Origin of the sequence: Microbispora sp. NPDC049125, from assembly GCF_040802045.1 — a bacterium.
GTDB lineage: Bacteria > Actinomycetota > Actinomycetes > Streptosporangiales > Streptosporangiaceae > Microbispora.
On sequence record NZ_JBEZDW010000004.1, the window covers coordinates 1 to 21,179 of the forward strand.

The following is a 21,179-nucleotide window of genomic DNA, read 5'->3' on the forward strand; positions in this document are numbered from 1 at the left end:
CACGGCGGCTGGCACGCCACCATGCCCCAACCCCACCTGATCATCTGGACCAGCCCACTCGGACACACCTACCAAGCCCGACTACCCAAGATCATCACCCCGCTGCCAGGCCCGCATCCGCGCCAGTGGCCGCACGTCTGCACGCCGACTGCAGGTGAGGACTTAGGCGCCGACCTCGCCAGCATGCCCCTGCCGCCGGCACCCGAGTCCACCAGCACGGATCCGCATGGCACCGAAACTCCCGCGACCCGTTCCACCGTCTCGGGAGCCGCCGCCACGCAAACAAACAGCACCAACGCCGACGACGATCCGTCTTCTCTGGGGTACGAGCATGAAATTCCGCCCTTCTGACCTCTGCCCTTGCCCTCCCGAACACCGAGAGATCAGGAGCGAGGGAACGGGGCGGTACAGGAGGACAAGCCAGCCACTCCCCGCCGAGTCGGCGATCAACCGGGCCGCCTGTCGCCGGCTGGAGCTACTCCGTCGCCGCATCGTCAGCCCTGTCAGCCGGGCGTTAACGGTGCCTGGCGGATGCGACACCGCTTCCGAGGAAGCCGAGGGGCGGGGGCTGTCCATGGGATACGCGAAGGTTTCAAGCCTGCTCGAAGCTGGCGTTGGAGACGGCGTGAAGAGCGTCCGCGGCATGCGCAACGGGAGCGTTCGATACGGCATCGGGGGAGGCTGCGTTGGAGACGGCGCCGTGGACGGCCGCGTTGGGGGCGGATGAATCATGGGCGGCCGTGTTGTGCGCAGCCGTGGCGTGAGACGCGACGGGGGCAGAAGCGGTGGCGTGAGACGCGACGGGGTGAGAAGCGGTGGCGTGAGACGCGACGGGGTGAGAAGCGGTGGTGCGAGAAGCGACGGGGCGGGAAGCGGCGAGGATCCTTCGGACGTTCTGGGCGGCTGTCCGGCCCGCCCTATTGGCCCCGATCGTGCTGGCCGAGGGGCCGTAGCCGACGAGTTGGAGGCGGGGCTCGGCCACGGCCAGCGTGCCGTCCATCCGGATGCCGCCACCGGGCTCGCGCAGCTTCAGCGGCGCGAGGTGGTCGATAGCGGAGCGGAAGCCGGTGGCCCACACGATGACGTCCGCCGGCTCCTTCAGGCCGTCGTCCCACGCGACGCCCCCGGGCACGATCCGGCTGAACATCGGCAGCCTGTCGAGTGCGCCCTTCGCCATGGCCTCCCTGACCACGGTGGTGTACCCCAGGCCCGTCGCGCCCACCACACTCTGCGGCGGCAGTCCGGCCCGCACGCGCGCCTCGACCCGGGCGACCGCGGCCCGTCGCTCCTCGTCGCCGAAATCGCCTTCCTTGAACACCGGCGGCCGCCGGGTCACCCAGCGTGTGGCGGCGGCGACGCCCGCGATCTCCGAGAGCACGTGCATCGCGGAGGCGCCGCCACCGACCACGACCACCCGCAGGCCGGCGAACTCCTCCGGGCCCCGGTAGTCCGCGTAGTGCAGCTGCCTGCCGCCGAAACTGGCCGCGCCCGGATAGTAGGGCCAGTACGGGCGGGTCCACGTCCCTGTGGCGTTCACCACCGCCCTGGCCACCCACGGGCCGGCGGAGGTGTCCACCACGAGCCGCCCGCCGACGTCGCGACTGACCGACCTGACCTTCACGGGACGGATCACCGGCAGCTCGGTACGCCGTTCGTACGCGGCGTAGTAGGCCGGGACCACCTGGGACACCGGACGGGACGGGTCCATCTGCGGCGGCTGGGGGATGCCGGGCAGGTCGAAGATGTTGTGGATCTTGGCCATGGTCAGGGTGGGAGAGCGGTGCCGCCAGGCCCCGCCCGGCCCGTCCTCCGCGTCCAGCACGATGAACGGGATACCGAAACGGCGCAGGAAGTACGCGCTGGACAGGCCCGCCTGGCCCGCGCCGATGACGACCGCGTCGATCTCACGGTCGGCCGGAGTGCTCACGGCCGTGGTCAACAACGGCCGGAGGACGTTGCTTCCGCGGAACCGGTCACTCGCGAGTCTGACGCCTCACTGTGCGCCCACCAGAATCGTCCAGGGGGTGCCGCCGGCGCAGATCCGCGGCCGGCGCGGCCACTCTGCCCCCGGGGCGACACCTCCAGCAGGACGGACGGTTTTCTGTCGGTGGGCGCTGTTAGCGTTCCACCTGTAAGGCCGAGTGATGCGTGACTCGCAGGCTGCACACGACCCAAGGCAGCGTGCTGAAGGCAGCGTGACCGAGGGTCCGCGTGCGGGAAAGGGGACTCATGTCCGTGCTGGTGGCGTTCAGCGTCACGCCGATCGGGGCCGGCGAGGAGGTGGGCGAGCTCGTCGCAGAAGCGGTGCGGGTGGTCCGTGAGTCGGGTCTGCCCAATCACACCGATGCCATGTTCACCACGGTCGAGGGTGACACGTGGGACCAGGTGCTCGCGGTCGTACGGGACGCTGTGGCGGCCGTCGAGGCGCGGTCGCCACGGGTGAGCCTGGTGCTCAAGGCCGACGCCCGGCCGGGGGAAGGCCGCATGGAGGCCAAGGTCGCGTCTGTGGAGCGCCACCTGGCGGGCGGCGCATGATCACGGCCGAGGAGATCCGACGGGTGGCGGCCGACCTTCCGAGGACCGAGGAGAAGGTGGTCAGGGATCGCCTGACCTTCCGCGTGGGAAGGATCGTCTACGCTGCGATCTCCGCCGACGAGACGTCGATGGGGTTCGCGTTCCCCAAAGAGGAGCGGGCCGCTCTGATCGCGGCGGAGCCGGAGAAGTTCCACATGCCCCGCCCTTCCGACGAGCGCTACAACTGGGTGCGCGTATGGCTGGCGGCGATCGACGAGGCGGAGATGCGGGAGATCGTCGTGGAGGCCTGGCGCATGGTGGTCCCCAAACGGGTCTCCGCCGCTCACCTGTCCGGTCCATCCGGCTCCACCCCCGTCGCACCCTTGCGTGAAACCCCATGACGGGTCGGCCGGCTCGCCGTAGGCGGCGAAGTCGGTGGCGGCTTACCGCTTGCGGGGTGCCGTGATTCCACCTGGCTGCTGCGAGAGGGGAGGGGCCGGCAGTTCAGCGAGCGGGTGGTCTACCGGCGATCGGTGGGCCCGGGACTACGGGAGGCCGCCGAATGAGGCGGAGCGCAGGCCGCGGTCGACGAGGTCGATGAGCCACTCAAAGCTCTCGTCGACGTCGGCGGACCACTGGAATCCGCCGGTGGCCTGCAGGGTGGCGAAGCCGTGGAAGCTGCTGCGCAGCGCGCAGCGCGTGGGTCATCTCCTGCGGGGTGATGTCGTATCCCCGTGGTACTGCCTCGAAGGGTCCGAGTCCCCGCCTTCCAGCGACCGCGATCGGGTCGTCTGGACCGGTCGGCGTGAGGCCGATGGTGGCCGCATAGCGGCCGGGGTGGCTGAGCACGAAGTCACGCAGCGCACGGGCCGCGGCGGCCAGAGCGTCACGTCCGGCGCGGCCCTGGGTGGCTGCGCCGATCGCGTCGGCGGCCACGATCGAGGCGACCAGGATCGCCGCGCGATTGAGGCCGCCCATGTCTCGTCCGCCGGCGTCGAGGGGGCCGAGGGGGCATCTGGCTTCCCGCCCCGCCTCCAACGAAATCGGCCCCCGGGGCGGGGGTATTACCGGGGAAGCACGATCGCGGTCAGGATGAACCCGCCGGCGGCCAGCCATCGGCCGGTCAGGCGGTTCGTCCCCATGCGGGGGTCGTCGGCCAGGAGCTGCACGGTGAAGCCACCGTCGACGTCGAGCTCGATCGAGGCCTCCGAGAAGTCGAGCCACCGGCCGGTCAGGGGAAACCAGACCTTGTAGACAGACTCCTTCGCGCTGAACAGGATCAGATTCCAGTGAATCGCGGGCTCGCGCGTGCTGAGTGCCCGCAGGGCGGCGATCTCCTCCTCCCGGGCGATCGAGGGGAGCACTCCTTCGGGGAGCGGCCCGTGCGGCTCGGCGTCGATGCCGATGGAGGCGGCGTCCCTGGTGAGGGAGACGGCCGCGGCGCGGTAACCGTCGCAGTGCGTGATGCTTCCCACCGTGCCGGACGGCCACACCGGGGCTCCCCGCTCGCCCTGCGGGATCGGTCCCGGCGGCACGCCGAGACGCCCCAGCGCCGTCCGGGCGCAGTATCGCCCGGTGGCGAACGTGCGCCGCCGCACGTCCGCGCTCTTGGCGATGAACGGCATCTCCTCGGGAAACAGGGTCTCCACCGGGACGTCCCCGAACTCTTCGGCGCAGGCCGCCCAGGACGGGAGGATCCGCTCGATCATGCCTCACTCCCGGGCAGCACGGCCCGGGGCCGGGACGGCCCGCCGGGCCGCGGAAGCCACTCCCTCGGGTAGCCCAGCGAGACCTCCTCGAACCGCACTCCGTCGTGCCAGGTCGTCCGGGGGATGTGCAGATGGCCGTAGACGACCGCGGCGGCCCGGAACCGGGTGTGCCAGTCCGCGGTGCGGTCGGTGCCGCACCACAGGGCGAACTCCGGATGGCGCAGGATCCGCGTCGGCTCCCGTACGAGAGGGAAGTGGTTGACGAGCACGGTGGGGAGCTCCACCGCGGCCAGGCGGCGCTCCGTCCACGCCACCCGCGCGTGACACCACGCCTCGCGCGAGGGGTATGGGTCGGGGTGCAGCAGGAACTCGTCGGAGCACACGACTCCGGTGTGGTGGGCGTAGGCCAGCGCCTCCTCGATGGTCGAGGTGCCCTCGGGCCGGAAGCTGTAGTCGTACAGCACGAACAGGGGGGCCACCGCGACCGGCCCTCCCGGGCCCTCCCACACGAGGTAGGGGTCCTCCGGTGTGGCCACCCCCAGCCCGCGGCAGACGCGTACGAGGTGCTCGTAGCGGGCGACCCCCTGCAGGCGCACCGGATCCCCGGCGGTGGTCCACAGCTCGTGGTTGCCCGGCGCCCAGATGACCTTCGCCCACCGGCCGGCCAGGGTGGCGAGCGCCCACTCGACGTCGGCCGGTGTCTCCGCCACGTCGCCCGCGACGATGAGCCAGTCCTCGTCCGACACCCGCCGAAGGTTCTCGACGATCTCCCTGTTCTCGGCGTACGCGACGTGCAGGTCGCTGATGCCGTACAGGCCGCCATCCACGCGGTATGCGCCTCTCTGTCAGGAAGCTCCTGATTGGGAGGGTATATCGCCGCAGCGGAAAGATCACCCGTTCGGGTACGGCGGGGCCGGTGCCGCGCGTCGTGACGGAAGATCAGCTGTTCGCGCGTACGGCGTCGCGGTCGGGCGGGCCGACCGGCTCACCACGCCGCCGTTCGAGGCGGGACGCCATGAGGACGGCGATGAAGGCGAGGCAGGCTCCACCGGCCACGACCGTCCCGGCGCTCGGCAAGGTGGACAGCGTCCCGAGCACGGCGATGCCGAGCGCGGCCCCCGCCTGGCGTGCCGCGTTGAGCGCTCCCTGCCCGGTCGCCGCCAGCGCCGGGGGCGCGGCCGCCGCCATGTCCGCGATCGCGGCCGGAATCGCCAGCGTGCTCCCGAAGCCCAGCGCCAGCTGTGCGGCGACGATCAGGGGAAGTGCGCCGTGCGGCCCTCCGGGCAGGAGGAGCACTCCCGCGAGGGCGTCGAGGGCCAGCCCCGCCAGCATCACGGGCCGGGCGCCGGCCCTGGCGACCAGCCGCCCGGTGAGGAACGGCATGAAACCCATCGGCAGCGTCATGGGGAGCACGGTGAGGCCGGCCTGGAGCGGGGTGAGCGCGAGCCGTTCCTGCAGCGACTGGGTCAGCGTGAAAAGCAGGCCGTACACGAGGAAGCTCGCCATCAGTCCCGTCACGAGCCCGGCCCGGACCCGGCCGAGCCCGAGCAGCGCCGGCGGCAGGACGGGCAGTGCAGGCGGGACGGGCAGCGCAGGCGGGACCGGCAGTACAGACGGGACGGGCAGTGCAGGCGGGACCGGCGGTGCAGACGGGACGGGCAGCGCCGACGGGCCCGGCGGTGCAGACAGATCCGGCGGCGCAGGCGGGACCGGCGGTGCAGACAGATCCGGCGGTGCGGGAGGCGCAGGCGGGACGGACGTCGCGGGGACCCCAGACGAGGCGAGCCGGCGCTCGCAGACGACGAGCAGGGCGAAGGCCGCGGCCGCCGTCCCGAGGGCCGCGAGGGTGACGGGGCGGATCCAGCCGTCGGTGCCGGCGGAGATCAGGCCGAAGGCGAGGCAGCCCAGACCGGCGACGGACAGCACGAGCCCCGCCCAGTCGACGCGCCTGCGGGCCGTCGGTGGCCCGGACGGCAGACGGCGGGCCGCCAGCAGCGTGAGGAGTGCGATAGGCGGGTTGACCAGGAACACCAGCCGCCATCCGCCGAGCGCGACGAGCGCTCCGCCGATGACCGGGCCCGAGATGAGGCCGAGACTCGTGACGGCGGCCCACGCCCCGACGGCGCGGGCGCGGCGGGCTGGCTCGGGGTTCAGCGCGGCGAGCAGCGCGAGCGAGGACGGGACGATCCCCGCGGCGGCCACGCCCAGCAGGGCCCGCGCGCCGATCAGCGCCGCCACGTCCGGGGAGGCGGCGCACAGTAGGGAGACCATACCGAAGGCGGCGACCGCCGCCCGGTAGACCCGGCGCGGCCCCCACCGGTCGGCCAGTGCGCCGGAGGCGAGGAGCAGGCCCGCGAAGACGACCGTGTAGGCGTCGGCCGTCCACGGCAGCGAGGCCACCGGGGCGCCGAGATCGTCCCGCAGGTCGGGCAGCGCGACGAGGAGGATCGAGGTGTCGAGCAGCACGAGGAAGTTGCCCGCGGCCACCCCGGCGAAGCCGAGCGCGGCGCGGGAGGGCGTGACGGTGGTGAGTGCCATGCCCCCGAGGGTGGCGGCCGGAGCCTCGTTCCCGCCACGCCGCGAATCCGATGGTCCCATCGGACAGTCCGATGGGACGATGGCCATGTGGATTCGCGGCTGTTGCAGGCGTTCGTGACCGTGGCCGATCTCGGGGGGATCTCCCCGGCGGCAGACAAGCTGGGCTACGCGCAGTCGAGCCTGAGCGCGCAGATCGCCCGCCTGGAGCGTGACCTGGGTGTCGCTCTGCTGGTGCGGGGCAGCTCCGGCGCGACCCCCACCGACGCGGGCTTGGCGCTGCTGCCGTACGCGCGGGAGGCCCTCGAACTCGAGGAGCGGATGCGCCGCGCGGTGGCCGCCCTGCCCCCGCGCCTGCGAGTGGGGGCGCAGGAGACGCTGGCCTTGGAGTGGCTGCCCGACCTGCTGACCGCGCTGGACCACGGCGCGGGCGGCCGTGACACCGCGGTCGGCGTGTCACTGACGGTGGAGACGCGCGAACGCCTCCGCGACGCGCTGGCCGCCGGGCGGCTGGACGTGGTGTTCCTGTACGACAACGGCGTCGCCTGGCCGGGCCCGCACGCGGTGGTCGGCCGGGACAAGGTGGTCGTGGTCGTCGCGCCGGGGCACCCGCTGACGGGGCGGGAGACGGTGACGCCCGAGGCGGTGGCGGCGGCCCGGATCCTGTTCGCGGAGGAGGGCTGCACGTCGCAGCTGCTTCTCGACGGGCTGCTGGCCGGACGCGCCTTCTCGGAGGACGCCGGCACCACGGTCACCGGCTCCAAGGCCGCCATGGTGCGGCTGGTGGCGCAGGGACGAGGCATCGCGCTGCTGCCGCGCCTCGCGGTGGCACGGGAGCTGGCGTCCGGCGAGCTGGTGGCGCTGGAGGTCGCCGCCGCTCCCGTGACGGTGGACGTCAAGGCATGGTGGCGCGATGGCGGCGGGCCCGCCGAGCGGGCCGTCCACGCGCTGCTGCGGCTGGCCCGCCGTCACCCCCTTGAGGTCGCCGGCCTCGCGGACGACCCCGCTAGGACGTGATCCCCGGCGTGTTCCCCACCGTGTTCCGGGTCTTCAGCATGCTGGCCCCGATCGCCACGCCCAGGCAGCCGACGATCACCAGCAGCGACAGCCAGACCGGGATCGCGTAGACGTCGGCGAGCAGCATCTTCGCCCCGACGAACACCAGGACGGCGGCCAGGCCGTACCTGAGGTAGCCGAAGCGGTGCATGGCGCCGGCCAGCAGGAAGTACATGGCGCGCAGCCCCAGGATCGCGAACGCGTTGGAGGTGAACACCAGGAACACCTCGTCGGTGATGGCGAAGATCGCGGGGATCGAGTCGACCGCGAAGACGATGTCGGTCGTCTCCACCGCGATCAGCACGGCGAGCAGCGGCGTCGCGGCCCGCCTGCCGTTCTCGCTCACCAGGAAGCGCCGCCCGTGGAAGCGGTCGGTGACGGGGATGAGACGGCGCAGCGCCCGCAGCACCGGGTTGCGGTCCGGATGCACCTCCACGGCGCTGTGCCGGGCCATCTTCACGCCCGTGTACAGCAGGAACGCGCCGAACAGGTACAGCACCCAATGGAAGTGCTCCAGCAGCACCGCCCCCGCGCCGATGAACGCGGCACGGAACACCAGCGCGCCCAGCACGCCGTAGAAAAGGACCCGGTGCTGCAACTCGCGGGGGACGGCGAAGAAGCCGAACAGCAGCGCGAAGACGAACACGTTGTCCACGGCGAGGGACTTCTCGATCAGGTAACCCGCCAGGTACTGCCCGCCCGCGTCCGGGCCCCAGACCCGCCACACGACCACGCCGAAGCCGAGGCCGAGCGCCACCCATACGCCGGACCAGGCGAGCGCCTCACGGAAGCCGACCACGTGGGCCTTGCGGTGGGCGAACAGGTCGATCGCGAGCATCACCAGGATGACCCCGACCACGGCCGCCCACGCCCACCACGGCACCTGCAACGACATCGTCAACCTCCGCTCCCGCCGCGTCGGCGGCTCGGTCGGTCGACGGTCTCCCCGCACCATCTCGTGGATGGCCCTCGCACCGGGCGGCCCCTTCGGCGGGCGGCCGTGATGACGGCGTAGAGGACGTGGCGGGTACTCCCCCTCGAACTACGGTCGATTATTCACGAAATATAGTTCGTCTGTCAAGCTCCGGCCTGGGCGCGATCGCCGTCGGACAGTGCCAGCAGCTCCCCGACCACCAGGTTCCGCTCCGAGGGGTGGCCGGAGCGGGCGAGAGAGTCGATCGTGTAGTGATTGCGCCGGCCCACCCGCTCCCGCCGCAGGTAGCCGGCCGCCTCCAGGTCGGAGACGATCCCCTGGACCGCCCGCTCGGTGATGCCGGTCTGCTCGGCGACGTCGCGCAGGCGCGCATCAGGATCGCGGGCGATGGCGAGCAGCACGTGCGCGTGGTTGGTCAGGAAGGACCACCCGGCGCTGCCCGGGACGGAGGTGCTCATCCCCCGATTATGCGAGATCGGATTCGCGAAACAAAACGCCGTCGTCAACGGCGGGCCGTCCGCCGTACGACCTGGGTGGAGGCGACCGCGCACGCTGAGATGACGACGGCGAGGCCTGCCATCGCCTTGAGCGGGCCGATGTGCTGAAGGGCCACGCTGAACACGATCACCGGAAGGCCCATCCCGGCGTACGCGATGACGAAGAACACCGCCAGCACGCCCGCGCGGGAGGCGGGGACGGCGACCCGCACGGCCGCGCCGGCCCCACCCTTGAACAGCAGCCCGGCCCCCGCCCCCGCCACGGCGGACGCGGCCAGATAGAGCCACAGGGCGGGATGGGCGAGCGAGAGCGCGACGAGGCCGAGCCCGAGCGGGAACAGCACGGTCCCGGTCGCCAGGAGCCGCCCGCCGGAGGCGCGGCCCATGGCGAGCTGTCCCGCGGCCGCGGCGAAGAACATCACGAATCCGGGCAGGCCGCCCGCAAGGGGAGCGGTGATACCGAGGCGGTCGCGGAGCATGCTCGCGCCGAGGGCCGAGAACAGGCCGAAGGTCGTGAACGCGGCGAAGGCCAGCCCTCCGGCCCCCGCGAACGAGAGGCGGCCGCCCGGCCGCAGGGCGAACCGCGCCGGCCGGCGCCTGACCGGCGTCCCCGAGCCCGGCGTGTACGGTCCCGCTGTTTTCTGGAGTGGCGTTCCCGGGCCCATCGTCTGAGAGTCCACCGGCTCCGGGCCCGCTGTCTGCGGGCCCGCCGTTTCGGGGCTCGCTTTCTGGCGGTTCACTGTCTCGGGGCCGGCCGCGACGAGCACCATGAGGACGGCCATGGCGGTGGCGAAGGCCAGCTGCGTGGTCATCAGGGGCTGCGGGGCCCACTGGGCGATGACGCCGCCCGCCAGCGGGCCGAGGGCCAGGCCGCCGAGATTGGCGGCGGTCGCCACGGTCCCGGGCACGGGGGAGCCGGGCCGGCCGGGATGCCCCGCTGCGTACAGATCGGTCAGGTACGCGGTCGCGGTGGACGCCATGAGGCCGAGCGCGACGCCGGTGAGCAGCCGCCCCGCCAGCAGGCCCGGCAGATCGGGCCGGGCGGTGAGCATCAGCGCCGCGACGATGGCCAGCAGCAGGGCCGGCACGATCACGCGCCGGCGCCCGTGGCGGTCGGAGAGGTGTCCCAGGCCGAGGAAGCCGAGCGACGCGCCGACGAAGAGCTGCGCGAAAGCCACCGTCGCCGTGGTCGGGCCGAAGCCGTCCCGCGCCTCGTACAGCGGCCACAGGGGAGTGGGCGCAGTGCCGAACCCCATCTGCACGGCGAACGCCGCGGCGGAGAACCAGAAGGCCCGCCGGGGAGAGAGCCGGGCGGTCCTGACTCCGTCGATGGCGCCCGCCCGCGGGTGGCCGCGCCGGATGCCCGCCGGGGCGGGCGAGCCCGCGGCGTAAAGGGCGATCGAATCCTCTGGGAACTGGTCGGGAGATGTCGGCATCTGGCGCCATCGGTCGAGTGCTTCGTGTGTCCCAGCCAGCGTCGCCGTCGCTTCCTGAACACGTCCAACGACCGTTCGTGCTTGCCCCGATCACGGATGGTGATACTTGTGCCATGGAGTTGCGCCATTTTGAGTACTTTGTGGCGGTTGCGGAGGAGCTCAACTTCACCCGTGCGTCACGGCGGCTGCACGTCGTCCAGTCCGGCGTGTCCGCGGCCATCCGGTCGCTGGAGCGCGAGCTGGGCGTCACCCTGTTCGACCGGACGTCGCAGCGGGTGACGCTGACGGACGCCGGCCTGGCGCTGCTGCCGGAGGCCCGGGGCGTGCTCGACGCGGCACGCGCCGCCCGCGAGTCGGTCCAGGCGGTCGGCGCGGGCCTGCGCGGGACGATCGCCATCGGGACGATGACGTCGGTCACCCTCATCGACATGCCGGCACTGCTCGGCCGCTTCCACGCCGACCATCCGCTCGTGATGATGCGGCTGCGTGCCGCGACCAGCGGCTCGGCCGGCCTCGCCCAGGCGCTGGCCACCGGCGAGCTCGATGTCGCGTTCCTGTCTCCGTCCGGCCCGCCGCCGTCCGGTCTGGCCGTACGGCCGCTCGCCGCGGTCCCGATCGTGCTCGTGGTGCCCGCGGACCACGATCTCGCGGGTGAGCGCAGCGTGCCGCTTGCCCGCCTGGCGGGGGAGGAGTTCATCGACTTCCCGCCCGGCTACGGCAATCGGGCCGTCGTGGACCGCGCCTTCGCCGCCGCCGGGCTCGAGCGCCGGGTCACCGTGGAGGTCACCGACCTCGCCACCGGCTCGGCGTTCGTACGGCATGGCCTCGGGGTGGCGTTCCTCCCGGAGTTCGTCGCCCCGCACTCACCCGACCTGTGCCTGCTGCGCGCGGCGGACGCGGACATGGTCTGGTCGCTCGCCGTCGCGACCTCCTCGACCCGGCGGCCGAGCGCGGCGGTCCGCGCCCTGCTCGACCTGGTCGACAACCACGTCCTCTCCCGTCCCGCCCCGGCGGGCGGGCGGACCGGCGGCGGTTAGGGAGCGTCCCAGTCGACTTCCGGGCCCGCCGGCACGATGCGGAGCGGGTTGAGCCGGGGATGGGTGCCGTAGTAGTGGCGCTTGATGTGGCCGAAGTCGGTGGTCCCGCCGAAGGCGGGGATCCGGTAGAGGTCGCGTGCGTAGCGCCACAGGTTGGGGTGGTCGACCAGCCGCCTGATGTTGGCCTTGAAATGCGTCACGTAGACCGCGTCGAAGCGCGCCAGCGTGACCCACAGGCGTACGTCCGCCTCGGTGAGCCGGTCGCCGAAGAGGTAACGCCGATCGGCCAGGCGCTCCTCCAGGTCGGCGAGCGTGGCGAACAGGGTCGTCACCGCCGCGTCGTACGCCTTCTGGCTCTCGGCGAAGCCGCAGCGGTAGACCCCGTTGTTGACGGTGGCGTAGACACGTTCGTTGAGCGCGTCGATCTCCGGCCGCAGGTCGGCCGGGTAGAGATCGACACCCGGCCGCGCCCATTCGGAGAACTGGGTGCCGAGGTCGATGCTGATGTCCGGGAAGTTGTTGCTGACGATCCCGCGTGTCACGCGGTCCCACAGCACCGGGACGGACACGTGGCCGTCGTAGCCCGGCTCGGTCGCCTCGTACGCCTCCCGCAGCAGTGTGAAGCCGTTCAGCTCGTCGGGCCCGTGGCCGGGCCCCTCGCGGAACGCCCAGCCGCGGCCGTCCCGTACCGGGTCGACCACCGACATCGTCACGACGTCCTCCAGCCCCAGGAGAGCGCGGACGATCACCGAGCGGTGCGCCCACGGGCAGGCCAGCGACACGTACAGGTGGTAGCGGCCGGGCTCGGCGGGGAAGTCGCCGCCGCCCGCGGTGATCCGGCCCCGGAAGGGAGAGAGCGGGCGCACGAACGCCCCGTCGGGGCCGGTGGGCGCCTTCACGGTGTAGTCGCCGAAGGCGTCGAAGTCGACGGGGCTCGCGACGGGCGTCGTGGTGGTCATCTTCCGAGCGTATCCGGGCGCTCCGGCCACCGGCGGTGAGGGGTCCGTGCCCCCGGCCGCTCTTCCCGTCCCGCGCGCCGTTTCCGCGCGGGCCCCGGGAGAGAGGAACCCTGTGCCCAGCGAGGTGAACACAGGGTTGGACAGCCCGCGCCACCCCGTCCCCGGGGCGGCGGCGCGGGATTCAGGACGTCGGCCTGCGGAACCCGGACGGTCTGCCGCGCTCCATCATCCCGAAGCGCATGGTGGCCAGCCCGAGGATCAGGATGAGCGCGCCCACGATCACGTTGTTGGCGATGGTCCTCGCGTCCGCCATGGATCCGCGGATCACCCAGGGGGCGACGATGGTCCACAGGCCGATCACCGGAGCGACCCAGGAGATCCCGTAGGTGCGGCCGAACGCGGAGCTGTAGCCCAGGGCCAGAAGCGCCACCACGATGCCGGTGACCAGGTTGTTCACGGCGAGAGGGCCGCGTCCGCTGAACCCGGCGATCCATGGTGAAAGCGCGAGGTACATGCCGCTGAGCAAGGTGAGCCCGTCGGCGAGCTGAGCGGCGGGATTCGCCGCGGCGCTGTCGTATCGGGCTCGCATCTGCATGATGTCGGGATGACTCCCGATGTCCGTGCTGTGCGTCATCCGTCACACCACCCTTCTGAGGTGTGGGGCGATCCGTTGATTCCAGCGTACGCCCGTTTCGTCCTTTGTTCCCGATTTGCGGGTTTTCTATTGCGCATGCGGCATGATCCGCCTCACCGGCGCTCACCTGGGGTTTAGGGTCCCGGCCTGGGGAAGGAGGAAGAAGTCAGACGTGAGGACCGAGAGGAGCACACCCTTATGAGTGCTGAGGACAAGTTCCGCAACAAGACGGACGAGGTCGCCGGCAAGGCCAAGGAGGGGCTCGGAAAGGTCACCGACGACGAGCGTCTTGAGGCCGAGGGCCGCGCCGACCAATCGGAAAGCAAGATCAAGCAGGCCGGTGAGAAGGTGAAGGACGCCGCCGGCAAGGTCAAGGACGCTTTCAAGGACTGACCCGCCAAGCCAGGGGACGGGAGACCGCCGGAGCGCATCGCTCCGAGCCGGGCTCTCGTCCCTTTTGGCGCCCGAAGCTCTTCCGTAAGCCCTTCTTCCGCAGCCCGAGCCGGGCACGGGGGCATGGCGGCATCATGACGCGACGGCGGGCCGCAGATCATGCCGGGGGCGTACGCGCCGCAGCGGTCGCGACGACGGTGCCGCGGCGCTGAGGGAACGCGGTGCTGAGAGAACGCGGCGCTGGGGCTACGCGGCGCTGAGATTAGGCGGCGTTGAGGGAACGCGGTACGACGAAAACGCCGGCCCCCGATGCGAGGGGGCACGGCGTGACCGGGGTGATGTGCTTGTCAGGCCGCCTGGGGGGCGGGCGAGCGGAACGCCGAGGTCATGAACGCCTGGATCAGGCGGATGACGAGCGCTTCGAGGACTATCAGGGCCGCCTTGGCAAGTACGGCGGCAAGAAAATCGGACACGAGATACCTCTTCGCGGCAAAAGGGCTTCTCTGTAAGAGTGAGGCATAAACCTCCCGTGTCGGCATAGGTGAGGTTACGGTTCGGTGAACGGTTGATTACCGTTACGACTCACGACACCCCGGCGCCCGCCGATGCCACAGAGGCATCAGGCCGGGCGCCGGGACGCCGCTCTCACTTGGTGGCGGTCCTGGCGCGGCCGGCCGTGCTCCTGGCGGAAGCCGCGGAGGGCTTGGCCGCGCCGGTCTCGGCCTTCTGTCCGGCCCGGCCGCCTCGGGTCGCCTCGGCCATGGCCTCGGCCGGTGACTTCGCCCCGGCCCTGCCGGCGCGCGCGCCCGCACCGGCCTCCTCGCTCTTCTGGCCGCCCGGGCGGCTCAGCGGCGACCACCGCTGGTCCCGCGAGCGGGTGCGCTGGGCGATCATGGTCCCGGCGCCGATGGCGGCCGCCACCGGCCACTCGAGGAGCCCGAAGGCCGCGAGCGCTCCCAGCCCGCCGTAGTACATGATGCGCTCCGGCGGGGGCAGGAACGTCCGCGCGATGTCCACCGCGTGCCCCATGTCCCGGCGGCTGAGGTGCGGCAACTCCATGTGCGGCATGTGCATCTCCGGGGGCCGCACCTGGACCCTCAGGAACGGCAGGTTGAGGTCCAGCAACGGCGTTCCCGGCTCCTGCGCCGTCCTGGGGGCGGTCGGAGAGGCTGATGCGGACGTCGGGGCGGGCGTCGTGCGCCCGCGGGGTGTCCGCGTCTGGGTCACGGTCATGGTTCCTCCCGGCTACGTATCTCCCCGATGCCGGATCGCCGACGTGCGACCCGCGAGGTCATAACTGCGAAAATGACCTTTCCATCCTCCATCGTGCTTAAAGCGATTTCTGGCGCTGATAGCGGTTGTTTGCCCACTTTTGCCAGTTACGTTTCGTGGGACCGGAGCCGCTGGTGTGAACGATTCGACGACATGGGGCGCCGGATCAGGCGTACGCTCGCCGCCGCCCGCGGGCGCGGCGGCGGTTCAGCGCCCGACGACGTCGGAGAGCGCGGCGAGCGCGGCGCCCCGTGCCCCGGCCATGTCGAGGTGCTCGACCAGCCATACCCCGGCGACCCGCCGCTGCTCCTCCCGCAGGAGGGTGTGGTCGCGAACCTTCTCCAGGAACCACTCGCGGAAGTGCGGGGCCGCCTCCACCACCCCGCCGCCGAGGAAGTACGCGTCCGGGTCGGTGAAGTTGGCCGCGATGGTGAGCAGCCTGCCGATGGCCATGGCCTGCTGCTCGAAGACCTTCAGCGCGAGCGGGTCGCCGGCTTCGCCGTAGCCGCGCAGCAGCTTGGCGGCCTTTCCGGGCGGCTCCACCAGCCCGAGCTCGTGGCCGGGGAACCGGGTCAGCCAGAACGGCAGCAGGTTCCTCTCGATCCCGGTGAGGGAGGCCACGCTCTCGGCGTCCCCGGCGAAGCCGCAGTTGCACGAGGGAAGCGGCTGGCCCTCCTCGAGCACCCCGTGGAGCGGGATGTGGACGTGGCCCAGCTCTCCGGCCATGCCGGCGGCGCCCTTCACCACGCGCCCGGCCTCGATCACCCCGCCCCCGAGCCCGGTCCCGACGATGGCCGAGATCGAGGACCGGTGCCAGGCCTCCGGGCCGAAGTGGGCGTGATGCGCGTAGAGGGCGGCGGCGTTGCCGTCGTTGTTGTAGACGACGGGCACCTCGACCTGTGCCTCCAGGGCGCCGCGGAAGTCGAAGCCGTACCAGCCGGGGTCGACGAAGTTGGTGGCGCCCTTGGAGGAGATCACACCTTCGGCGCTGGCCGGGCCCGGGGTGTCCAGGCCGACGGCGCGGACCTTCGAACGGGGCACGCCGGTGACCCGCAGCACGTTGTCGAGGGCGTGGAGGAGCCGCTCCACCGCCACGTCTGGGCCCTCCCGCACCAGGCTCGGAGTCTCGACCAGCCGGTCCACCAGGAACCGGCCGGACGCGTCGAGGACGGTCGCGTTGTTGCTGGTGCCGCCGTTGTCGAGTCCGACGACGACCCAGGGCCCTGAATAAGCCATAGGGGAGTGTCCTTCTTCCGCGCGTGTCAGTGCGAAGACTACGAGAGTCGGGCCGCCCGGGCACCAAGCCGCCACAAACCGGCGAACGCGGGCGGCGGGCGTTTCCGAAGAAGGCGCGTCAGAAAGGCCGCCCGGAAGCGAGCGGGGGAGCGGAGGCGAGCCGGAGAGGTGAAACATTCAGCTCCCCATGCGGGCCGCCGTAGCCCTTCACGACGGCCTTGGCCAGCCGTGATGCCGTGATGTCCGGGGCCTTCCCGGCTCCGCGGCGGGTGCCCGGGCGTTGACCCCCGGCCTGCCCGGAAGAACGATCTGCGTCCGGGGGCGCCGGCGCATGCGCCCTCGGTGCCGAGCTCCCCGTTCCGGGGCGGCCCCGGCCGGACGTCCGGGCCCCGGAAGGGGCGCCGGAGGAGAACACACGCCCCGCCCGGGGCGTCCCTGAAGGAGCGCCCCCACCCCGGGGCGTCCCTGACGGGCAGGCAGCGCCGGGCGTCGTGACGAGCACGCACGCGCCCAGCCCGGGCGCTTGATGAGCACACGCGCCAGGAAGCGAGGAACGTCATGAACGGTTCCCATTCCCGTCCGGCACGCGGACCGCTGCGGGCCGCCGCGACGGCCGCGCCAGGCACGCGGGGGCCGCGAGCGCGGCGGATCCTCGCCGCCCTCGCCGCGCTCGTGGCGGGGGTCGTGGTCCTGGTCGCTCCGGGCCCCGCCGCCGCGGCCGACTCGGTCTGCGCGGTGAACTACTCCACCAACCCGTGGACCGGCGGCTTCACCGCACAGGTGCGGCTCACCAACCTCGGGCCAGCCGTCACCTCGTGGACGCTGCGCTGGACCGCCGGGGCCGGCCAGCAGGTGACGAACTCCTGGAACGCCCAGGTCACCCAGTCGGGCACCGCTGTGACCGCGGTCAACGCGGCCTGGAACGGCACGCTGGCCACCGGAGGCGCCACCGACTTCGGCTTCCAGGGCACCTGGTCCGGCGCGCTCGCCACGCCCACGAACTTCTCACTGAACGGCGTGCCGTGCGGCGGAACCCCCACGCCGACCCCCACGCCGACCCCCACGCCGACCCCCACGCCGACGCCGACGCCGACGCCGACGCCGACGCCGACGCCGACTCCCACGCCGACGCCGACGCCGACTCCCACGCCGACGCCGACGCCGACGCCGACTCCCACGCCGACGCCGACGCCGACTCCCACTCCCACCCCCACTCCGACGCCGACTCCCACGCCCACGCCGACTCCAACTCCGACGTCCTCAGGCTGCTCGGGTGCGGGGCTGGCGGTGTGCTCGGGCTTCGAGGACCAGACGGGCACCGCACCTTCGGGTGACTGGCAGGTCACCGCCCCGAACTGCCAGGGGACCGGCACCGCCGTCATCGACACCGCCACCACGCACAGCGGCGCGAGGTCGCTGCGGATCAACGGAGGCGGCGGCTACTGCAACCACGTCTTCGCCGCCACCACCCGCGACGTCTCGACGGTCGGGCCGGTGGTGTACGGGCGGATGTGGGTCCGGCACACCACCGCGCTCCCCGTCTCCCACATCGCGATGATCACGATGGCGGACACCCGCGACGGCGGCAAGGACCTCAGGATCGGCGGCCAGAACGCCGCGCTCCAATGGAACAGGGAGTCCGACGACGCCACGCTGCCCGAGCAGAGCCCGACGGGCGTGTCGCTCAGCTCGCCGCTGCCCACCGGCCGCTGGGTGTGCCTGCGCTTCCAGATCGACACCACCCAGCAGGCCATGCGCACCTACCTCGACGACCAGGAGGTCGCCGGGCTCCACCTGGACACCACGCCGACCCGCGACATCGACTCGCAGTGGCTGCGCCGGACGACCGCCCCCCGCCCGAGCACGCTGCGCCTGGGCTGGGAGAGCTACTCCGGTGACGCGGACACCCTCTGGTACGACGACGTGGCGCTCGGCTCCAGCCCGATCGGCTGCTGACAGCAGGAGCGCCCCCGTTCCATCGCCGCTCGCCGAGGCCCGTGTCCCGCTCCAGGGGCACGGGCCTCGGCCTGCTCACGCGGGCGTGCCGCGGGAGGCCGTCCGCGCCATCCCTCCTCTACCTGGTACGACCCGGCCTGCGAGGGCATATTTGTCGGATATGTCGGTTTATGGGGGCGGTGATCTCAGGGTGGGGCGCTCCTGCCTCGCGGGCTCCGGAGCGAGCCGGGGATCGCGTCCGAAGGGAGAGGGCGATGACCGATGTGCACCGCGTTCCCGAGATGATGAAGGAGCCCGACGTCATCGACCTGCTCATCCACCAGCACGGGATGATCAGGGACCTGTTCGACGAGGTGGAGCGGGCCGCGCCCGGCGAGCGGCGTGAGCCGTTCCACCGGCTGGTGCGGCTGCTGGCCGTCCATGAGACGGCGGAGGAGGAGGTCGTCCACCCCTACGCGCGGCGCAGGATCGACGGCGGCGAGGGCGTGGTGGCCGACCGGCTGCGCGAGGAGAACGAGGCCAAACAGCTGCTCGCGCAGCTCGACCGGGAGGGCCCCGGCCATCCCGACTTCGCGGCGCGCCTGGACTCGCTGCGGCTCGCCGTGCTCGCGCACGCCCGGGCCGAGGAGCGGTACGAGTTCGCCCGGCTCAAGGCCCGCACGTCCGCCGCCGAGCGCAGGGCCATGGCCCTCGGGGTCCGGGCGGCCGAGGCCGTGGCGCCGACCCACCCGCACCCGGGGGTGGAGTCGGCCACCAGGAACCTCCTGTTCGGCCCGCCCGCCGCGATCGTCGACCGGGCCCGCGACCTGATCCGCAAGGCGGCGGGCAGGCACGCCTCAGGGACGCCTGAGGGGGGTGCCTGAGAGACGCCGTACGGCCTGGGCCCCATGAGGCCCGGGGCCGTGCGGCGTGAGCCGGTCAGTGGGTCCGCAGGCTGTACAGCGGGTGCGTGCCCTCGGTCTCCAGGCGGTACTCCTCGCCCGACACGGCGCGGTTGTCCTCGATGACGGTCTCGCTGGGGGGCTCCTCGCCGCCGTGGATCTGCTCCTGCCACCGCTGGAAGCGTTCGTGGGCTTCCTGGACGTAGCCGGTGCCCAGGGTGGTGTAGTCGATCTGGGTGGCGATCAGCTCCCGCAGGTAGCCCTTGTTCGGCTCGAAGGTCACCGGCGCCGGCAGCCGGGGGGCCACCACCTGCTCCGGCTCACGCCCGTCGTAGCGGCGCATCAGCTCGGCCGCGATCCGCAGGTGCTCCAGCTCCATGTTCAGATGAAGCTCCCAGATCGCCTTCACCTTCGGATCGGACTCGGTCTCCATGAACGAGTGATACAGGTAACACTCGTTGTACTCATGGTTGACCAGCTGCTCCCACCACGTCTCCCCCGGGTCGACCAGCGACTCGTAATGCGTGACGTGCTCCTCTTCGATCAGCCCGATCTCCTGGTACAGCCGCCGGGCGATCGGCTCCATGTACGTCGGCCCGACGTTCATGTAGAAGTTCATCGTCTGCTGCTCCGCCGACATGATCGTCAACGCGTGCAGCTTCGAGATCGGCGCCGCCGCCTCACGGTCGTACGGCTCACGCACGTTGTCGACCGGATGGCGGTGATGCATCTTGGTCGGCCGGCCCGGCATCACCTCGGTCAGCCGGTCTACGATCTTCTCGGCCCGCCGGTGCTCGATCATCTCGTACAGGTTGGCGTACCGGTACAGATGATCGAAGTCCTCCAGCACGCCGAACTGGTAGGCCTGCTTCAGGTACGGGTCGGGCTCCATCCGCGCCACCCACGCGGTCAGGTCCACCGCCACCTGCTCATAGGCGATCGTCGTCTCCAGCACCGACGCCAGCCCCGGCAGCAGCCAGTTCACCACCTTCTGCTGCTGCGCCTCGATGTACCGCACCTCCGCCAGGCGCTGCCTCACCTCGGGCTCCCGGCACCGGCGCGCGAAGTGGTGGCTGAAGCCGATCGCCTCCATCTCGATGCCGTTCATCGTGATGATCCGGCAGCGGGTGTAGGGATCGGCGCGGTCGGGGTCGATCGGGGCGACGTTCAGCTCGCGCCAGTTCCGCAGCTGGCGGTCGAGCGGGACGCCCCGCTCCCGCAGAGGATCGAACGTCATGGCTGCTCCTTCCCCGCGACTCGGCAGGGCCTACCCAGCCGCCGGAGAACGGCAAACCTCCGCATCGATTGATATTCGCCCAGGTCGGATAGGTTTGACCGGATCTGCACCTAGGGGTGCGTCGGCGTCAGTCGGCCGAGGTCGTGGCGGCGTGCGGGTCGCCGACCTTCTTCGACTGGGACGACCCACGCTCCCTCAGGAAGACGGCGAGCAGCACCATCGAGGCGACCGCGAGGAACTCCGACTGCCAGTTCTGCAGCGTCCGGTTCCAGAAGTCGGCCGACAGGACGTACCGGCTCCAGCCGATCGGGTCCTCCAGCCGGGTGAGCTGCTCGGCGTCGTACGCGGCCACGCCCGCGATCGACTGGGCCAGCCAGGACAGCACGAAGATCACGCCCATGACGATCCCGAGCGAGTGGCCGAAGAGGGTCTGCCGCCAATCGGTCGCCTTCGCCCATCTCGGTGAGTCCTCGCCGGCGTGGGGGCCGACCTTCTGCTCGGCGTCGGATTGTGGGCCCTCCTCGCCCACCTTCTTCGACTCCGGCGAGCCGCGCTGGACCAGCCACACCGTGAGCATGATGTAGAGGAGGAACTGGAGGTACTCCGACTGCCAGTTCTCCGCGACGTCCACGGCGAAGGACGACGAGGTGACGTACGCCGCCCACGAGACGGGGGAGCCGCCACCGGCCAGCTGCTCCTCGTTGAACGCCGCCACGCCGGAGATCGACTGCCCGGCGAGGCTGAGCAGGAACAGCGCCAGGAAGACCAGACCGAGGGCGTTGTCCCGGATGAGACGCCTCACCTGCGCTACCTCCGCATCAGACCGAGGACGACGACGTACGCCAGGCCGAGCGCGATGACCCCCAGGAGGACCACGTAGAGGGTGCGGGCGC

At 71.8% G+C, this 21,179-nt stretch carries 22 protein-coding genes and 1 pseudogene; 8 read left to right on the top strand and 15 right to left on the bottom strand.

The window, feature by feature from the left end; genetic code table 11:
* A partial coding sequence (locus tag AB0B72_RS05835) for a hypothetical protein (RefSeq protein WP_367737184.1) occupies positions 1-351 on the top strand: 351 nt, incomplete at its 5' end.
* A 241-nt stretch (positions 352-592) separates the two neighbouring features.
* Here AB0B72_RS05835 and AB0B72_RS05840 read toward each other — a convergent pair.
* A complete protein-coding gene (locus AB0B72_RS05840) occupies positions 593-1,927 on the bottom strand; it encodes an NAD(P)-binding domain-containing protein (RefSeq protein ID WP_367737185.1) in 1,335 nt (444 codons plus the stop codon).
* A gap of 308 nt (positions 1,928-2,235) precedes the next feature.
* Between AB0B72_RS05840 and AB0B72_RS05845 the strand changes: the two genes are divergently transcribed.
* A complete protein-coding gene (locus AB0B72_RS05845; protein ID WP_367737615.1) occupies positions 2,236-2,535 on the top strand; it encodes an MTH1187 family thiamine-binding protein in 300 nt (99 codons plus the stop codon).
* A 23-nt stretch (positions 2,536-2,558) separates the two neighbouring features.
* On the top strand, positions 2,559-2,915 hold the full coding sequence (locus AB0B72_RS05850; RefSeq protein WP_367737186.1) for an MmcQ/YjbR family DNA-binding protein: 357 nt from the start codon (positions 2,559-2,561) through the stop codon (positions 2,913-2,915).
* Positions 2,916-3,059: 144 nt separating this feature from the next.
* Here the strand turns inward: AB0B72_RS05850 and AB0B72_RS05855 are convergent.
* The 4 genes and pseudogenes from AB0B72_RS05855 to AB0B72_RS05870 all read right to left on the bottom strand — a co-directional run bounded on the left by AB0B72_RS05855 (position 3,060) and on the right by AB0B72_RS05870 (position 6,761).
* A pseudogene (locus AB0B72_RS05855) lies at positions 3,060-3,630 on the bottom strand (TetR-like C-terminal domain-containing protein).
* On the bottom strand, positions 3,579-4,223 hold the full coding sequence (locus tag AB0B72_RS05860; RefSeq protein ID WP_367737187.1) for a 4'-phosphopantetheinyl transferase: 645 nt from the start codon (positions 4,221-4,223) through the stop codon (positions 3,579-3,581). Before AB0B72_RS05860 ends, AB0B72_RS05855 begins: the two are co-directional and overlap by 52 nt.
* Positions 4,220-5,050 carry a metallophosphoesterase gene (locus AB0B72_RS05865; protein WP_367737188.1) on the bottom strand — a complete coding sequence of 277 codons (831 nt, stop codon included), beginning with the start codon at positions 5,048-5,050 and terminating at the stop codon, positions 4,220-4,222. The genes AB0B72_RS05860 and AB0B72_RS05865 overlap by 4 nt, the downstream gene beginning before the upstream one ends.
* Before the next feature lie 112 nt (positions 5,051-5,162).
* A complete protein-coding gene (locus AB0B72_RS05870) occupies positions 5,163-6,761 on the bottom strand; it encodes an MFS transporter (protein WP_367737189.1) in 1,599 nt (532 codons plus the stop codon).
* Between the two features lie 87 nt (positions 6,762-6,848).
* Here AB0B72_RS05870 and AB0B72_RS05875 point away from each other — a divergent pair, with 87 nt between their 5' ends.
* Positions 6,849-7,775: a LysR family transcriptional regulator gene (locus tag AB0B72_RS05875; RefSeq protein WP_367737190.1), complete on the top strand. Its 927-nt coding sequence runs from the start codon at positions 6,849-6,851 to the stop codon at positions 7,773-7,775.
* On the opposite strand, the gene AB0B72_RS05880 is transcribed toward AB0B72_RS05875, so the two are convergent.
* From AB0B72_RS05880 to AB0B72_RS05890, 3 genes are all read right to left on the bottom strand, one after another.
* Positions 7,765-8,709 carry a TerC family protein gene (locus AB0B72_RS05880; RefSeq protein WP_367737191.1) on the bottom strand — a complete coding sequence of 315 codons (945 nt, stop codon included), beginning with the start codon at positions 8,707-8,709 and terminating at the stop codon, positions 7,765-7,767. The genes AB0B72_RS05875 and AB0B72_RS05880 overlap by 11 nt on opposite strands.
* A 182-nt stretch (positions 8,710-8,891) precedes the next feature.
* The gene (locus AB0B72_RS05885) at positions 8,892-9,206 is read right to left on the bottom strand and encodes a helix-turn-helix transcriptional regulator (RefSeq protein WP_367737192.1); all 315 of its coding nucleotides are present in this window, start codon (positions 9,204-9,206) and stop codon (positions 8,892-8,894) included.
* 44 nt (positions 9,207-9,250) lie between these two features.
* Positions 9,251-10,681 (bottom strand): MFS transporter, encoded by a 1,431-nt coding sequence (locus tag AB0B72_RS05890; protein ID WP_367737193.1) that lies wholly within the window; start codon positions 10,679-10,681, stop codon positions 9,251-9,253.
* Between the two features lie 113 nt (positions 10,682-10,794).
* Between AB0B72_RS05890 and AB0B72_RS05895 the strand changes: the two genes are divergently transcribed.
* Complete coding sequence (locus tag AB0B72_RS05895) at positions 10,795-11,718, top strand: LysR family transcriptional regulator (RefSeq protein WP_367737194.1); 924 nt, start codon at positions 10,795-10,797, stop codon at positions 11,716-11,718.
* Here the strand turns inward: AB0B72_RS05895 and AB0B72_RS05900 are convergent.
* Complete coding sequence (locus AB0B72_RS05900; RefSeq protein WP_367737195.1) at positions 11,715-12,677, bottom strand: glutathione S-transferase family protein; 963 nt, start codon at positions 12,675-12,677, stop codon at positions 11,715-11,717. The genes AB0B72_RS05895 and AB0B72_RS05900 overlap by 4 nt on opposite strands.
* Before the next feature lie 181 nt (positions 12,678-12,858).
* Entirely contained in the window at positions 12,859-13,311 is a 453-nt protein-coding gene (locus AB0B72_RS05905) for an SPW repeat protein (RefSeq protein WP_367737196.1), read from the bottom strand.
* 198 nt (positions 13,312-13,509) lie between these two features.
* Here AB0B72_RS05905 and AB0B72_RS05910 point away from each other — a divergent pair, with 198 nt between their 5' ends.
* On the top strand, positions 13,510-13,704 hold the full coding sequence (locus AB0B72_RS05910; RefSeq protein ID WP_367737197.1) for a CsbD family protein: 195 nt from the start codon (positions 13,510-13,512) through the stop codon (positions 13,702-13,704).
* A gap of 347 nt (positions 13,705-14,051) precedes the next feature.
* Here AB0B72_RS05910 and AB0B72_RS05915 read toward each other — a convergent pair whose 3' ends face one another.
* The 3 genes from AB0B72_RS05915 to AB0B72_RS05925 all read right to left on the bottom strand — a co-directional run bounded on the left by AB0B72_RS05915 (position 14,052) and on the right by AB0B72_RS05925 (position 16,212).
* Complete coding sequence (locus AB0B72_RS05915) at positions 14,052-14,177, bottom strand: hypothetical protein (protein WP_367737198.1); 126 nt, start codon at positions 14,175-14,177, stop codon at positions 14,052-14,054.
* Positions 14,178-14,349: 172 nt separating this feature from the next.
* Positions 14,350-14,937 carry a hypothetical protein gene (locus AB0B72_RS05920; RefSeq protein WP_367737199.1) on the bottom strand — a complete coding sequence of 196 codons (588 nt, stop codon included), beginning with the start codon at positions 14,935-14,937 and terminating at the stop codon, positions 14,350-14,352.
* Positions 14,938-15,183: 246 nt separating this feature from the next.
* Positions 15,184-16,212, bottom strand: coding sequence for an ROK family protein (locus AB0B72_RS05925; RefSeq protein ID WP_367737201.1), 1,029 nt, complete (start codon positions 16,210-16,212; stop codon positions 15,184-15,186).
* Positions 16,213-16,770: 558 nt separating this feature from the next.
* Here AB0B72_RS05925 and AB0B72_RS05930 point away from each other — a divergent pair.
* Positions 16,771-18,168 (top strand): cellulose-binding domain-containing protein, encoded by a 1,398-nt coding sequence (locus AB0B72_RS05930; RefSeq protein ID WP_367737203.1) that lies wholly within the window; start codon positions 16,771-16,773, stop codon positions 18,166-18,168.
* A gap of 254 nt (positions 18,169-18,422) precedes the next feature.
* Entirely contained in the window at positions 18,423-19,031 is a 609-nt protein-coding gene (locus AB0B72_RS05935) for a hemerythrin domain-containing protein (RefSeq protein ID WP_367737205.1), read from the top strand.
* Between the two features lie 55 nt (positions 19,032-19,086).
* Here AB0B72_RS05935 and AB0B72_RS05940 read toward each other — a convergent pair whose 3' ends face one another.
* Both AB0B72_RS05940 and AB0B72_RS05945 read right to left on the bottom strand, forming a co-directional pair.
* Complete coding sequence (locus AB0B72_RS05940; protein WP_367737206.1) at positions 19,087-20,286, bottom strand: hypothetical protein; 1,200 nt, start codon at positions 20,284-20,286, stop codon at positions 19,087-19,089.
* Positions 20,287-20,413: 127 nt separating this feature from the next.
* A complete protein-coding gene (locus AB0B72_RS05945) occupies positions 20,414-21,088 on the bottom strand; it encodes a DUF6766 family protein (RefSeq protein ID WP_367737207.1) in 675 nt (224 codons plus the stop codon).
* Positions 21,089-21,179 lie beyond the last annotated feature (91 nt).